This window comes from Streptomyces sp. HD (assembly GCF_028369295.1).
GTDB lineage: Bacteria > Actinomycetota > Actinomycetes > Streptomycetales > Streptomycetaceae > Streptomyces.
Window position 1 is genome coordinate 149,906 of sequence record NZ_JAQMYP010000014.1, and the last position, 13,824, is coordinate 163,729.

Annotated in this window: 14 protein-coding genes; 5 read left to right on the forward strand and 9 right to left on the reverse strand. The window is 67.2% G+C overall.

Going from position 1 to position 13,824, the window contains the following annotated elements; translation table 11 throughout:
* The first annotated feature begins 69 nt into the window (after positions 1-69).
* Positions 70-1,038: a thioredoxin-disulfide reductase gene (gene trxB / locus POF73_RS16425; RefSeq protein WP_272115778.1), complete on the forward strand. Its 969-nt coding sequence runs from the start codon at positions 70-72 to the stop codon at positions 1,036-1,038.
* Between the two features lie 41 nt (positions 1,039-1,079).
* Positions 1,080-1,412, forward strand: a complete 333-nt coding sequence (gene trxA / locus POF73_RS16430; RefSeq protein ID WP_031484651.1) for a thioredoxin — start codon at positions 1,080-1,082, stop codon at positions 1,410-1,412.
* Positions 1,413-1,482: 70 nt separating this feature from the next.
* On the opposite strand, the gene POF73_RS16435 is transcribed toward trxA, so the two are convergent.
* The 9 genes from POF73_RS16435 to rpmH all read right to left on the reverse strand — a co-directional run bounded on the left by POF73_RS16435 (position 1,483) and on the right by rpmH (position 8,408).
* Positions 1,483-2,100 (reverse strand): GNAT family N-acetyltransferase, encoded by a 618-nt coding sequence (locus tag POF73_RS16435; RefSeq protein ID WP_272115782.1) that lies wholly within the window; start codon positions 2,098-2,100, stop codon positions 1,483-1,485.
* Positions 2,101-2,422: 322 nt separating this feature from the next.
* On the reverse strand, positions 2,423-3,520 hold the full coding sequence (locus tag POF73_RS16440; protein WP_272115784.1) for a ParB/RepB/Spo0J family partition protein: 1,098 nt from the start codon (positions 3,518-3,520) through the stop codon (positions 2,423-2,425).
* Positions 3,517-4,590, reverse strand: coding sequence for a ParA family protein (locus tag POF73_RS16445; protein ID WP_272115851.1), 1,074 nt, complete (start codon positions 4,588-4,590; stop codon positions 3,517-3,519). Before POF73_RS16445 ends, POF73_RS16440 begins: the two co-directional genes overlap by 4 nt.
* 295 nt (positions 4,591-4,885) lie before the next feature.
* Positions 4,886-5,602 (reverse strand): 16S rRNA (guanine(527)-N(7))-methyltransferase RsmG, encoded by a 717-nt coding sequence (gene rsmG, locus POF73_RS16450; protein WP_272115786.1) that lies wholly within the window; start codon positions 5,600-5,602, stop codon positions 4,886-4,888.
* Positions 5,603-5,727: 125 nt separating this feature from the next.
* Entirely contained in the window at positions 5,728-6,240 is a 513-nt protein-coding gene (locus POF73_RS16455; RefSeq protein ID WP_272115788.1) for a Jag family protein, read from the reverse strand.
* A gap of 15 nt (positions 6,241-6,255) precedes the next feature.
* Positions 6,256-7,524 carry a membrane protein insertase YidC gene (gene yidC, locus POF73_RS16460; RefSeq protein WP_272115790.1) on the reverse strand — a complete coding sequence of 423 codons (1,269 nt, stop codon included), beginning with the start codon at positions 7,522-7,524 and terminating at the stop codon, positions 6,256-6,258.
* Between the two features lie 3 nt (positions 7,525-7,527).
* Positions 7,528-7,881 carry a membrane protein insertion efficiency factor YidD gene (gene yidD / locus POF73_RS16465; RefSeq protein ID WP_272115792.1) on the reverse strand — a complete coding sequence of 118 codons (354 nt, stop codon included), beginning with the start codon at positions 7,879-7,881 and terminating at the stop codon, positions 7,528-7,530.
* Entirely contained in the window at positions 7,878-8,249 is a 372-nt protein-coding gene (rnpA, locus tag POF73_RS16470) for a ribonuclease P protein component (RefSeq protein ID WP_272115794.1), read from the reverse strand. Before rnpA ends, yidD begins: the two co-directional genes overlap by 4 nt.
* 21 nt (positions 8,250-8,270) lie before the next feature.
* Complete coding sequence (gene rpmH / locus POF73_RS16475; protein ID WP_005482975.1) at positions 8,271-8,408, reverse strand: 50S ribosomal protein L34; 138 nt, start codon at positions 8,406-8,408, stop codon at positions 8,271-8,273.
* 382 nt (positions 8,409-8,790) lie between these two features.
* On the opposite strand from rpmH, the gene dnaA reads away from it, so the two are divergent.
* From dnaA to gnd, 3 genes are all read left to right on the forward strand, one after another.
* On the forward strand, positions 8,791-10,683 hold the full coding sequence (gene dnaA / locus POF73_RS16480; protein ID WP_272115800.1) for a chromosomal replication initiator protein DnaA: 1,893 nt from the start codon (positions 8,791-8,793) through the stop codon (positions 10,681-10,683).
* A 902-nt stretch (positions 10,684-11,585) separates the two neighbouring features.
* The gene (gene dnaN / locus POF73_RS16485) at positions 11,586-12,716 is read left to right on the forward strand and encodes a DNA polymerase III subunit beta (RefSeq protein WP_272115852.1); all 1,131 of its coding nucleotides are present in this window, start codon (positions 11,586-11,588) and stop codon (positions 12,714-12,716) included.
* A gap of 210 nt (positions 12,717-12,926) precedes the next feature.
* Positions 12,927-13,802 (forward strand): phosphogluconate dehydrogenase (NAD(+)-dependent, decarboxylating), encoded by an 876-nt coding sequence (gene gnd, locus POF73_RS16490; protein ID WP_272115803.1) that lies wholly within the window; start codon positions 12,927-12,929, stop codon positions 13,800-13,802.
* The last annotated feature ends 22 nt before the right edge of the window (positions 13,803-13,824 follow it).

Consider the following 13,824-nt stretch of genomic DNA (forward strand, 5'->3'; position numbering starts at 1 on the left):
GTGGGGTGAGAGTCCTCAAAGGGTCTCCCACCGGTCCGACGACGTATTCCAGAGACGAGGAATCAAGCCGTGAGCGACGTCCGTAACGTGATCATCATCGGCTCCGGGCCCGCCGGCTACACGGCGGCGCTCTACACTGCGCGCGCGTCGCTGAAGCCGCTGGTGTTCGAGGGCGCCGTCACCGCCGGTGGCGCGCTGATGAACACCACCGAGGTGGAGAACTTCCCCGGCTTCCAGGACGGCATCATGGGCCCCGAGCTCATGGACAACATGCGCGGCCAGGCCGAGCGTTTCGGCGCCGAGCTCATCCCCGACGACATCGTCAACGTCGACCTCGCCGGTGAGATCAAGACCGTCACCGACACCGCAGGCACGGTCCACCGGGCGAAGGCCGTCATCGTCGCCACCGGCTCTCAGCACCGCAAGCTGGGTCTGCCGAACGAGGACGCTCTCTCCGGCCGCGGCGTCTCCTGGTGCGCCACCTGTGACGGGTTCTTCTTCAAGGACCAGGACATTGCCGTGATCGGCGGCGGTGACACCGCGATGGAGGAGGCCACCTTCCTCTCACGCTTCGCCAAGTCCGTGACGATCGTCCACCGCCGTGACACGCTGCGCGCCTCGAAGGCCATGCAGGACCGCGCCTTCGCCGACCCGAAGATCAAGTTCGTCTGGGACAGCGAGGTTGCCGAGGTCCAGGGCGAGCAGAAGCTCTCCGGCCTGAAGCTGCGCAACGTCAAGACCGGCGAGCTCTCGGACCTGGCGGTCACCGGCCTGTTCATCGCGATCGGCCACGACCCGCGCACCGAGCTGTTCAAGGGCCAGCTGGAGCTGGACGAGGAGGGCTACCTCAAGGTCGACGCCCCCTCCACACGCACCAACGTGACCGGTGTCTTCGCTGCCGGCGACGTGGTCGACCACACCTACCGCCAGGCGATCACCGCGGCCGGCACCGGCTGCTCCGCCGCCCTCGACTCCGAGCGTTTCCTCGCCGCCCTCGCGGACGAGGAGCAGGCCGAGCCCGAGAAGACCTCTGTCTGACCCCCACCCGCCCCACGCACCAAACAGTTAAGGAGCCCGCCGTGGCCGGCACCCTGAAGAATGTGACTGACGACTCCTTCGAGCAGGACGTCCTCAAGAGCGACAAGCCCGTCCTGGTGGACTTCTGGGCCGCCTGGTGCGGCCCGTGCCGCCAGATCGCGCCGTCCCTCGAAGCGATCGCCGCCGAGCACGGTGACAAGATCGAGATCGTCAAGCTCAACATTGACGAGAACCCGGGTACGGCCGCCAAGTACGGCGTCATGTCCATTCCGACGCTGAACGTGTACCACAACGGTGAGGTCGCCAAGACCATCGTCGGTGCGAAGCCGAAGGCCGCGATCCTCCGCGACCTTGAGGACTTCATCGCCGAGTGACGTTTCACGTGAAACACGAATGGGCCAACCCCAGAGGGTTGGCCCATTCGCTTTAGAGCGACAGCGTGCCTCAGAGAGGTCTCAGCGCCGGTTCCTTCTGTACAGCCCCCAGCAGCCGGTCGATCGCCATCTCCACGTCTTCCTTCCACGACAGCGTCGTTCGCAGCTCCAGTCGCAGACGCGGAGAGGTGGGGTGCGGGCGAACCGTCTTGAAGCCCACGGCCAGGAGATGATCCGCGGGCAGCACACACGCCGGCTCTTTCCAACGAGCGTCGCCGAAGGCCTCGATCGCTTTGAAGCCGCGCCGCAGCAGATCCTTGGCGACCGTCTGCACCATCACCCGCCCCAGTCCCTGACCCTGGTAGCCCGGCATGATGAACGCGGTCATCAGCTGCACCGCGTCCGGCGACACGGGGCTCGTGGGGAACGCCGTCGAGCGGGGCACGTAAGCCGGGGGCGCGTACAGCACGTAGCCCACCGGTACATCGTCGACGTAGACGACCCGGCCGCAGGAGCCCCAGTCCAACAGGACAGCGGAGATCCAGGCTTCCTTCTCCAGGGCGGGTGTCCCCGCTCTTACCGAGGCTTCACCGCTGACCGGGTCCAACTCCCAGAAGACACACGCGCGGCAGCGCTTGGGAAGGTCCGGAAGGTTGTCCAGCGTGAGCGGTACGAGCCGACGCCCCATGAAGGCTGTTCCTCGCTTCCTTCGCCCGCGGCATCACGAGCGGCTGTCAGGGCGCTGCGTTCCCTGAGCAGGCTGCCGACGAATCCGCCGACCGCGCCCAGCCCAAGACCCGCGCTCACCAGTCCGGTGCGGCTCACCGTTCGCATGGCCCCCGCCTCCCCTAAGAGGTCTGCCAGGTAGATGCGCCATACCCGAACGCATCGTATCCACGATGTGATTCCATCGATACCGCCAGGAAGCAAAGAGCGGGCCGTGTCCGGACACACCGGACACGACCCGCGTGGCGATGAGGCCGGGAAGTATCTCCCGGACCCACCAGGGCTCAGTCCTCGAATTCCTCGGCGTCAGCCTCCAGAAGGCTCTGCTGGAGGGCCAGCTTCTCGCCGGGAGCGAGTGTGCTGAGGATCCGCTCAAGGTCGTCCGGAGAGGCGAACTCGACGGTGATCTTGCCCTTCTTCTGCCCCAGCTCGACCTTCACTCGCGTCTCGAAGCGATCCGAGAGCCGGGTGGCGAGGTCGGACAGCGCCGGGGAGGGAACAGAGCCGGCCCGCGGCCCCCTGGAGCGCTGGGTCTTCTGCGGGCGTGAGCCCATCAGGGTCACGATCTCTTCCACTGACCGGACCGACAGCCCCTCGGCCACCACGCGGTAGGCCAGCCGCTCCTGCTCCTCCGGGTCTTCGACGGAGAGGAGCGCCCGCGCATGTCCGGCGGAGAGGACACCGGCGGCCACCCGGTTCTGGACCTTGGGCGAGAGCTTCAGCAGACGCAGAGTGTTGGAGACCTGCGGCCGGGAACGCCCAATGCGGTCCGCCAGCTGGTCGTGCGTGCAGTTGAAGTCCTTCAGCAGTTGATCGTAGGCAGCGGCCTCTTCGATCGGGTTCAGCTGAGCGCGGTGCAGGTTCTCCAAGAGCGCGTCCAGGAGAAGCTTCTCGTCGTCCGTGGCCCGCACGATCGCCGGGATCGCGTCGAGCCCGGCCTCGCGGCAGGCCCTCCAGCGACGCTCACCCATGATGAGTTCGTAGCGGGCGGGACCGACCTGTCGTACGACGACGGGCTGGAGGAGACCGACCTCCTGGATGGAGGTGACCAGCTCCTGCAACGCATCCTCGTCGAAGACCTCACGCGGCTGGCGCGGGTTCGGCGTGATGGTGTCGAGAGGGATCTCGGCGAAGTGGGCGCCCATGGGAGGGGCAGGAACCTCCGCGCCTCCGATCGGCGAGAGCTCCTCGGTTTCACGTGAAACAGGCGGCAGCGTGGCCACCTTCGCCGCGGCCACCCCGCGGTCGTTCAGCAGCGGCACAGCTGCCGGGGACGCGGAAGCAGCGTTCCCCACCCCAGGCGAAGCCACTGTCGCCTCTGTCGCCGCTGCAGGGATCAGTGCGCCTAGACCACGGCCCAAACCCCTCCGTCGCTCGCTCACTGGATCCCCTCCACCATGCTCGGGTTGCTCTGGGCGCCGATATGGGCATGCGTCGGGTCGTAACTGACACCGACACCCTTCAGCGCGATTTCTCGTGCCGCCTCAAGATAGGACAGGGCACCGCTCGACCCCGGATCGTAGGTCAGCACCGTCTGTCCATAGCTCGGCGCCTCGGAGATACGGACCGAGCGGGGAATGCTCGTTCGCAGCACCTCCTCGCCGAAGTGGCTGCGCACCTCGTCCGCGACCTGAGACGCGAGACGCGTTCGGCCGTCGTACATGGTGAGCAGGATCGTCGATACATGCAGCGAGGGGTTGAGATGCCCCCGCACCAGATCGACGTTGCGCAGCAGCTGCCCCAGGCCCTCCAGCGCGTAGTACTCGCACTGGATCGGGATCAGGACCTCCTGGCCGGCCACCAGCGCATTGACGGTCAGCAGGCCGAGCGAGGGCGGACAGTCGATGAGGATGTAGTCCAGCGGCTGCTCGTAGGCCTGGATCGCCCGCTGCAACCGGCTCTCGCGTGCCACCAGAGACACCAGCTCGATCTCCGCACCGGCGAGATCGATCGTGGCGGGGGCGCAGAAGAGACCCTCGACATCCGGGACCGGCTGGACGACTTCCGAGAGCGGCCTGCTCTCGACCAACACGTCATAGATGGAAGGAACTTCCGCGTGATGGTCGATCCCCAAGGCAGTGGACGCGTTGCCCTGCGGGTCGAGATCGATGACCAGCACACGGCCACCATGAAGGGCCAATGACGCGGCAAGGTTGACGGTCGTCGTCGTCTTGCCCACGCCCCCCTTCTGGTTGGCGACCACCATGACACGGGTCTGCTCGGGCCGCGGCAGGCCCTCGCCGGCGCGGCCTAGAGCCTCCACCGCCAGTTGGGCAGCACGACCGATGGGAGTGTCGTCCATCGGGGGCGGTGTTTCACGTGAAACATCCTCCCCCATCGACTCGGTACGGGGACCGGGGACCGGATCGGTCATCGGTCCCGCGATGTTGGCGTCGGACCGCAAGGATTCACTCTCCTCGACTTCAGGCTCGCAATGAACAGAGCCTCCCATGCCTTCGGGGTGGTGAACCAGTGAGGCCTGTTGTTCTGTGGAGAAATCCACCTCTGTGGACAACTCCGTGCCCCGCAAGGGGGACGGAGTGTCATCGGGAGGCCCCTCTCCTAGAGAACCTAGGGGCTTTCGGTCGCGAGGTTCGGCGGCGCGGCCGCGACTGATGATGCCGTGCAGCAGTGAGCGACGTTTCACGTGAAACACGATGCACAGCGGCCCTGGCTGAACTGCCGCGACACTCCGGCACGCATAGGTTTGGCAGCTTGTGTGGAGTACGTCTCGTCGTCAGGACGGATCAGCGTCGGCGGCGTGCCCGCCCCGTGCGAGCCGCCTTGGCTCGCTTCGCCGCGAAGCGCACACCGCCGGGGCTCTCGCCCACCTCGACCCGCACGACCGTCGACAGAGGATCCACCACGCCCTCGCCGACATGGAGGATCGAGGTCTCGACAGCGCCGAGCTTGCTCAGAGCGGTGGATGCGCTCTTCAGCTCCTCCTCGGCGGTGTCTCCCTTGAGAGCGAGCATCTCGCCATAGGGGCGCAGCAGCGGGATGCCCCAGGTGGCCAGCCGGTCCAGCGGGGCCACCGCACGCGCGGTCACGACATGCACCGGCGGCAGCTTCCCCATGACTTCCTCGGCACGCCCTCTCACCACGGTCACATGGTCCAGCCCCAGCAGCTCCACGACCTCCGTCAGGAAGTTCGTACGCCTCAGCAAGGGCTCCAACAGCGTGATCTTCAAGTCCTCCCTGACAAGCGCCAGGGGAATGCCGGGCAGGCCGGCACCCGAGCCCACATCGCACACCATCACACTCTCGGGAACGACCTCGGAGAGCACCGCACAGTTCAGCAGATGCCGCTCCCACAGGCGGGGCACCTCACGCGGGCCGATCAGACCGCGCTGTACACCTGCCTCGGCGAGCAGTTCGGCGTACCGGACCGCATCAGCGAAGCGATCGCCGAACACCTCACGTGCCTGCTCAGGAGCAGGGGGAAGCTCCGCTGCCTCCGTCACGGGGGACCGTCCTTCCGTACCGCGCCGACGCACCGGGCGCCGACGTCAGAACCACCAGAACTATCAGGCTGACAAAGTTCGGCCCCGCCTGCGGGCAGACGGGGCCGGGAGAACGTACGAGCCGATCAGGCGGGAAGCACAACGACGAACCGCTGCGGTTCCTCGCCCTCCGACTCGCTACGCAGCCCCGCGGCCTTGACCGCGTCGTGCACGACTTTGCGCTCGAACGGCGTCATCGGCTTCAGCTTCACAGGCTCACCGGAGCTCTTCACCTCGGCGGCGGCCTTGGCACCCAGCTCGGAGAGCTCGGCACGCTTCTTGGCCCGGTAGCCCGCGATGTCCAGCATCAGCCGGCTGCGGTCCCCGGTCTCCCGATGCACCGCCAGGCGCGTGAGCTCCTGGAGCGCCTCCAGCACCTCGCCGTCCCGCCCGACCAGCTTCTGCAGGTCTCGGCCGCCCGCGTCGCTGATGATCGAGACAGCGGCGCGATCGGCCTCGACGTCCATGTCGATGTCGCCGTCGAGATCGGCGATGTCGAGCAGACCTTCGAGGTAGTCCGCCGCGATCTCGCCTTCCTGCTCCAGGCGAGTCAGGGTGTCTACACCCTCGGCAGCGGCGGAGGTGGTGCCTTCCGTCACGGGATGGGCTCCTTCTTACTTCTTGGACGGGGACTTGGGGCGCTGCGGGCCGCCCTTGCGCTGCCCGGACTGGGCCTTGCTGCGGCCACCGCTGCCGGGCTTCTGCGCGGTCTTCTTGGCAGCTCCAGGCTTGGCGTCCTCGGGCTCCTCGGACTTCTCCAGCGACATCGGCTCGTCGGCAGCCTTCGAGGTGCCGGACTGACGCTGGGCCTTGGACTGCCGCTTGGGCTGCTGCCGCTTGGGAGTCGCGGCGGTGGTCGGCGTACCGTCCTCGGCCACGGTGGCGACGGCGCCCTCGCTCTTCACCACGGTGCCATCGGCCTGCGCGGCGAGACCGGCCTTGCTCAGGCCGTTGATGAACTTGCGCTCGTGCTCGTTGCGGTCGCGGCCCTTGGCGACGATGGCCTTGACGATGGCGCGCTCGCCACGGCTGCGGGTCTTGCCGTGGTTCGTGACGTGCTTGGTCAAGCGCTCCAGGTAGGCGGCCTGCGCCTTGGAACCCGGGGTCGGGTTGTTGTGGATCACGTACATCTGCTGGCCCATGGTCCACACGTTGGTGGTCAGCCAGTAGACGAGGACACCGACCGGGAAGTTGATGCCGAAGACGGCGAACATGACCGGGAAGACGTACATCAGCATCTTCTGCTGCTGCATGAACGGCGTCTTCACCGTGGTGTCGACGTTCTTCGTCATCAGCTGACGCTGCGTGTAGAACTGCGACGCCGACATCAGGACGATCATGACCGCGGTGACGATGCGGACGGTGGTCAGCGAGGCGTTGAGCGCGGCGACATCGGCAGCGCTGTCGGTGAACTTCGCGGCCAACGGGGCCCCGAAGATATGCGCCTCCTGCGCACTCTTCAGCAAGCTCTCGTTGATGACACCGATGGTGTCGTTGTTCGCGATGCTGTTGAGCACGTGGTACAGGGCGAAGAAGAACGGTGACTGCGCCAGGATGGGAAGGCACGAGGAGAGCGGGTTGGTGCCCGTCTCCTTGTACAGCTTCATCATCTCTTCGGACTGACGCTGCTTGTCGTTCTTGTAGCGCTCCTGGATCTTCTTCATCTCAGGCTGGAGCGTCTGCATCGCCCGCGTCGCCTTGATCTGCTTCACGAAGAGCGGGATCAGGCAGATACGGATCAGAATCACCAGGGACACGATGGACAGGCCCCAGGCCCACCCGGTGTCGGGGCCGAAGATGGCGCCGTACACCGTGTGGAACTGGACGATGACCCAGGAGACAGGTGTCGTGATGAAGCTGAAGAGGCTGGCAATCGTGTCCACTAATCATGCTCCTTGGGCATGGGACGGTGTCTCTGCGGCCGGGCTCGAAGGACTATGTCCTTCGGTGGCCGTTTCGGCGGCGGAGGGCCCGCCCTTGCGTGCGCGCCACGCGTTGCGCAGCATCTCGTGCCACCGCGGGCGCTTGCGCGGCGGGACATGGTCCACACCGCCCAGCGACCACGGGTTGCACCGCAGGATGCGCCAGGCAGTGAGCGCCGTGCCCTTGATCGCACCGTGCCGGTCGACGGCCGTATAGCCGTAGTGCGAACACGACGGGTAGTACTTGCACACCGGCCCGAGCAGCGGACTGATCGTCCACTGGTACAGCTTGATCAGAGCCAGCAGTGGGTACTTCATCGCGCGCCCCCTCCCAGCAGCCGCTGCAGAGCGGCATCCAGGTCTTGGGCCAGCTGTGCATGGTCGGCGTCGCCCGCACCGGGCAGCGCTCGTACGACTACCAGGCTACCGGGGGGCAGCCGGTCGACTCGGTCGCGCATCAGATGGCGAAGCCTGCGCTTCACCTTGTTGCGGACGACCGCGCCGCCCACTGCCTTGCTCACGACGAAACCCGCACGCGTCGGGGGAGCGCTCTCCCCAGGCGCGTGCGGGTCCGTGGCACCGCTACGAAGGTGGACGACGAGGTGCTGGCGTCCTGCCCGGCGTCCTCGTCGTACCGCGGTCGCGAAGTCTTCGCGCCGCCTCAGCCGATGCTCGGTAGGCAGCACGACGTCATGACCTGATCAGAATCAGGCGGACAGGCTGGCGCGACCCTTGCTACGGCGGTTCGCGAGAATCGCGCGGCCGGCACGGGTACGCATCCGCAGGCGGAAGCCGTGGGTCTTCGCGCGACGACGGTTGTTCGGCTGGAAGGTGCGCTTGCTCACTCGGGGGCTCCAGAAATAAATCGGGGTTTGCGGGTGCCGTCCTGGCTGTCACCGTGCGCCCACGAGAAGCTCGCGTTACGCCCGAGTGCACCGCTTACCGATCACCTTTACGCGATCTGTGCCCATCGGAGGCAGGCGGCAGCAGCCATCGACAACTCGACCTGGTTACGGTACGCGCGGCTACGCCATCCGGTCAAACCAGGGGGCACGGGGAGACACTATCCACAGGCTGGGGACAACAACTTGAACCGCACCCGCCGCCCTGACTACCGTGGCTGGACTCCAATTCGTTCCCTTGTCCCCTTGATTCTGGCTCCATCCGATTGAATCCCGACCCGTCCCACAATCACACGTTCGTGGGACCCGTGAGAGAGCGTGCCCTGTGGCTGACGTACCTGCCGATCTTGCCGCAGTGTGGCCACGAGTACTGGAGCAGCTTCTCGGTGAGGGCCGCGGGCAAGGTGTGGAAGGCAAGGACGAGCACTGGATCCGGCGCTGCCAGCCGCTTGCGCTGGTCGCCGACACCGCTCTGCTCGCCGTACCGAACGAGTTCGCGAAGGGCGTACTGGAGGGCCGCCTGGCCCCGATCGTCAGCGAGACCCTGAGCCGCGAATGCGGGCGTCCCATCCGCATCGCCATCACCGTCGACGACACCGCCGGCGAACCCCCGGCCCCGCCGGTACCCCCCGCGCCGCCCCAGCCGCGCTACGAGGAGCCCGAGCTCCCCTCCTACGACAGCTACGGCCGCCGTCGCAACGACGACCACAGGCCCGGCGCCCCCGCCGACCCGCTGCCCACCGCCCGCCCGGCCTACCCGAGCGAGTACCAGCGCCCCGAGCCCGGACCCGGCAGCTGGCCCCGCCCCACGCAGGACGAGTACGGCTGGCAGCAGCAGCGACTCGGCTTCCCGGAACGGGACCCGTACGCATCGCCGTCGCAGGACTCCTACGCACAGGACTCCTACTCACAGGAGTCCTACGGCCCGCCCTCCCAGGACTACCGCCCGCAGCCGATGGAGCGGCCTTCCTACGACGGCCACCGCCCCGACTACGAGCAGCAGCGGCCCGACTACGACCAGCCGCGCCCCGACTACGACCGTGACAGCCGCCGCGACCTGCCCGAGCCGCCCTCCGGCTCCGGCCATGTGCACCGCGGCGGACCGGTCGGCGCCAACCTGCCCACCACCGGCGCCCCCGGTCCGCTCGCCGCGCAGCCCGCGCCGGCGCCCGGACCCGGTGAGCCCACCGCGCGACTGAACCCGAAGTACCTCTTCGACACATTCGTCATCGGCGCCTCCAACCGCTTCGCCCACGCGGCCGCGGTCGCCGTCGCCGAGGCACCGGCGAAGGCGTACAACCCCCTCTTCATCTACGGGGAGTCGGGCCTCGGCAAGACCCACCTGCTGCACGCGATCGGGCACTACGCGCGCAGCCTCTACCCGGGCACGCGCGTGCGGTACGTGAGCTCGGAGGAGTTCACCAACGAGTTCATCAACTCCATCCGCGACGGCAAGGGCGACAGCTTCCGCAAGCGCTACCGCGAGATGGACATCCTGCTCGTCGACGACATCCAGTTCCTGGCGGACAAGGAGTCGACGCAGGAGGAGTTCTTCCACACGTTCAACACGCTCCACAACGCCAACAAGCAGATCGTCCTCTCCAGCGACCGGCCGCCCAAGCAGCTGGTCACGCTGGAGGACCGGCTGCGGAACCGTTTCGAGTGGGGCCTGATCACCGACGTCCAGCCGCCCGAGCTGGAGACGCGTATCGCGATCCTGCGCAAGAAGGCGGTCCAGGAGCAGCTCAACGCCCCGCCGGAGGTCCTGGAGTTCATCGCCTCCCGCATCTCGCGCAACATCCGCGAGCTGGAGGGCGCGCTGATCCGGGTGACGGCGTTCGCGTCGCTCAACCGGCAGCCGGTGGACCTCGGCCTGACGGAGATCGTCCTGAAGGACCTGATCCCCGGCGGCGACGACGCGACGCCGGAGATCACCTCGACGGCCATCATGAGCGCCACCGCCGACTACTTCGGTCTCACCGTCGAGGACCTCTGCGGCAGCTCCCGCGGCCGCCAGCTGGTCACGGCCCGCCAGATCGCCATGTACCTCTGCCGTGAGCTGACGGACCTCTCGCTGCCGAAGATCGGCGCGCTGTTCGGCGGCCGCGACCACACCACGGTGATGCACGCCGACCGGAAGATCCGCAATCTGATGGCCGAGCGGCGCTCCATCTACAACCAGGTCACCGAGCTGACGAACCGCATCAAGAACGGCTGACTGAGCCGGTCTGCAGACGTCCCGCAGACAGCCCACAGACGGCCGGACGAGGCTGCGTACGACGCCGAGGGCGCCCCCGGAGGAGATTCCGGGGGCGCCCTTCGTCATGCCACGCTCGTCGGCTGTTCGAATAGCTGCCGAGTTACGGCCACTCTCCACAGATTCGGTGAGTTTTTCCCGTCCACACCCTGGGGACTGGGAAGTTGTCCAGACTGTGTCCACAGGGATGCCTGTTGAAAGACCATCAGACCAGGTCACCCGGGTGTGGATTCGTGGACGAACGATCTCCACAGACTGTGGACAGAGCGGAGATCCACAGGCTGTGCATCAAGTTGTCCACGGGCAACCCACAGGTTGGGGCCGGTTGTCCCCAGTGATCGGCGGCTTCTCCACATCGCTGTCCACTGTTCGGCAACCCGACGCGCCTCCTCACCGAGTCGAGTGAAAGCCGTCACATGAAGTTGCCAGGTTGGGCTGTGGGAAAGGTGGGTAAAGCTGGGGACGGCGCTGGGGAGAAGTCGCCTCAGGCTGTGCATGGGGTGTGCAGAACTTTCCGTTCTCCACAGAGACACCCAGTTGTCCACTGCCGTCACCCACAGGCCCGGTGGACAAAATCTCGGCTCTGAGCTGGGCAAACGTGGTTATCCACGGTATCCACAGGCCCTACTACTACTCCCAACTAGAGAGAGCTGGGAATTCGTTTCGAAGAGGGTCCTGTGCACAACTCGCTGTCCGGCTCCCGGCTGCCCCTCGTCACGACTTGACCCCGAGAGGCACCTACTGTCAGTGGGGTGCGTCAGACTGTTCCCGGTGTCCTTCCCCTCACTGGGGCGGACGACACCGAGACAGACGACGAAGCCAGGCAGGCCGAGAAGCGCCGGCAACAGCAGGAGGCGGCAACAGTGAAGATCCGGGTGGAACGCGACGTACTCGCGGAGGCAGTGGCCTGGGCGGCGCGCAGCCTCCCGGCCCGTCCGCCGGCGCCGGTCCTCGCCGGCCTCCTGCTGAAGGCCGAGGAGGGTGCGCTGAGCCTCTCCGGATTCGACTACGAGGTCTCCGCGCGCGTGTCGGTCGAAGCGGAGGTCGAGGAGGAGGGCACGGTCCTCGTCTCCGGCCGACTGCTCGCCGACATCTGCCGCGCTCTCCCCAACCGCCCGGTGGAGATTTCCACAGACGGTGTACGGGCGACCGTGGTCTGTGGCTCCTCGCGGTTCACACTCCACACACTGCCTGTGGAGGAGTACCCGGCCCTGCCGCAGATGCCGAACGCCACGGGCACCGTCCCCGGCGAGGTCTTCGCCTCCGCGGCCGCCCAGGTGGCCATCGCCGCCGGCCGTGACGACACGCTGCCCGTCCTGACCGGTGTGCGCATCGAGATCGAGGGCGACACGGTGACGCTGGCCTCCACCGACCGCTACCGCTTCGCGGTCCGGGAGTTCCTGTGGAAGCCGGAGAACCCGGAGGCCTCCGCGGTCGCCCTGGTGCCCGCCAAGACGCTCCTGGACACCGCCAAGGCGCTGACCAGCGGTGACAGTGTGACTCTGGCGCTGTCCGGCTCGGGCTCGGGTGAGGGCCTGATCGGTTTCGAGGGCGCGGGCCGCCGTACGACGACCCGTCTGCTGGAGGGCGACCTCCCGAAGTACCGCACGCTGTTCCCGACCGAGTTCAACTCCGTCGCCGTGATCGAGACCGCCCCCTTCGTGGAGGCTGTCAAGCGTGTGGCCCTGGTCGCCGAGCGCAACACCCCGGTGCGGCTCAGTTTCGAGCAGGGCGTGCTGATCCTGGAGGCCGGCTCCAGCGATGACGCACAGGCTGTGGAAAGGGTCGACGCGCAGCTGGAGGGCGACGACATCTCGATCGCCTTCAACCCGACGTTCCTGCTGGACGGCCTGAGCGCCATCGACTCCCCGGTGGCCCAGCTGTCGTTCACGACGTCCACGAAGCCGGCGCTGCTGAGCGGCAAGCCCGCGCTGGACGCCGAGGCGGACGAGGCCTACAAGTACCTGATCATGCCGGTGCGGCTGAGCGGCTGAGCGGTCGCGGTCCGACCGGGCGTTGTCCACAGGTTGTGGCCGGAGCGGTCCCGGCCTGTGGGGAAATCCGCAGGTGAGGGCGTACGTCTGAGCGCGTATGCCCACGGATGTGCGCGTGCGTCCGGGTTTAGGCTCGGACCGGGGTACGCAGGTGCCCCAGGGGTGCGAGGGCACCCCGCACGCCACACAGCGACCTAAGGAAAACAACTGATGGAGCTCGGTCTCGTCGGCCTCGGCAAGATGGGCGGCAACATGCGCGAGCGGATCCGCCGCGCAGGCCACACCGTCGTCGGATACGACCGCAACGCGGACCTCGCGGATGTCCACAGCCTGGAAGAACTTGTGGGCAAGCTTTCGGGCCCGCGCGTGGTCTGGGTGATGGTCCCGGCGGGCGCGCCGACCCAGTCGACCATCGACGAGCTGGCCGAACTGCTGGAGCCCGGTGACGTCGTCGTGGACGGCGGCAACTCGCGCTGGACGGATGACGAGCGGCACGCCGAGGAGCTGGCGGCCAAGGGCATCGGCTTCGTGGACTGCGGTGTCTCCGGCGGCGTCTGGGGCCTGGAGAACGGCTATGCGCTGATGTACGGCGGCGATGCGGAGAACGTCGCCAAGGTGCAGCCGGTCTTCGACGCCCTGAAGCCGAAGGGCGACTTCGGTGCGGTGCACGCCGGCAAGGTCGGCGCGGGGCACTTCGCCAAGATGGTCCACAACGGCATCGAGTACGCCATGATGCAGGCCTACGCCGAGGGCTGGGAGCTGCTGGAAAAGGTCGACTCCGTGACCGACGTCCGGGAGGTCTTCCGCTCCTGGCAGGAGGGCACGGTCATCCGTTCCTGGCTGCTGGACCTGACGGTGAACGCCCTCGACGAGGACGAGCACCTGGACAGGCTGAAGGGTTTTGCACAGGACTCCGGTGAGGGACGCTGGACTGTGGAAGCCGCCATCGACCATGCGGTGCCGCTGCCGGCGATCACCGCGTCGCTGTTCGCGCGGTTCTCCTCCCGTCAGGAGGACTCGCCGCAGATGAAGATGATCGCGGCGCTGCGGAACCAGTTCGGCGGCCACGCGGTCGAGAAGAGGTAGTCCGAGAAAGGCCCGGGAGCGC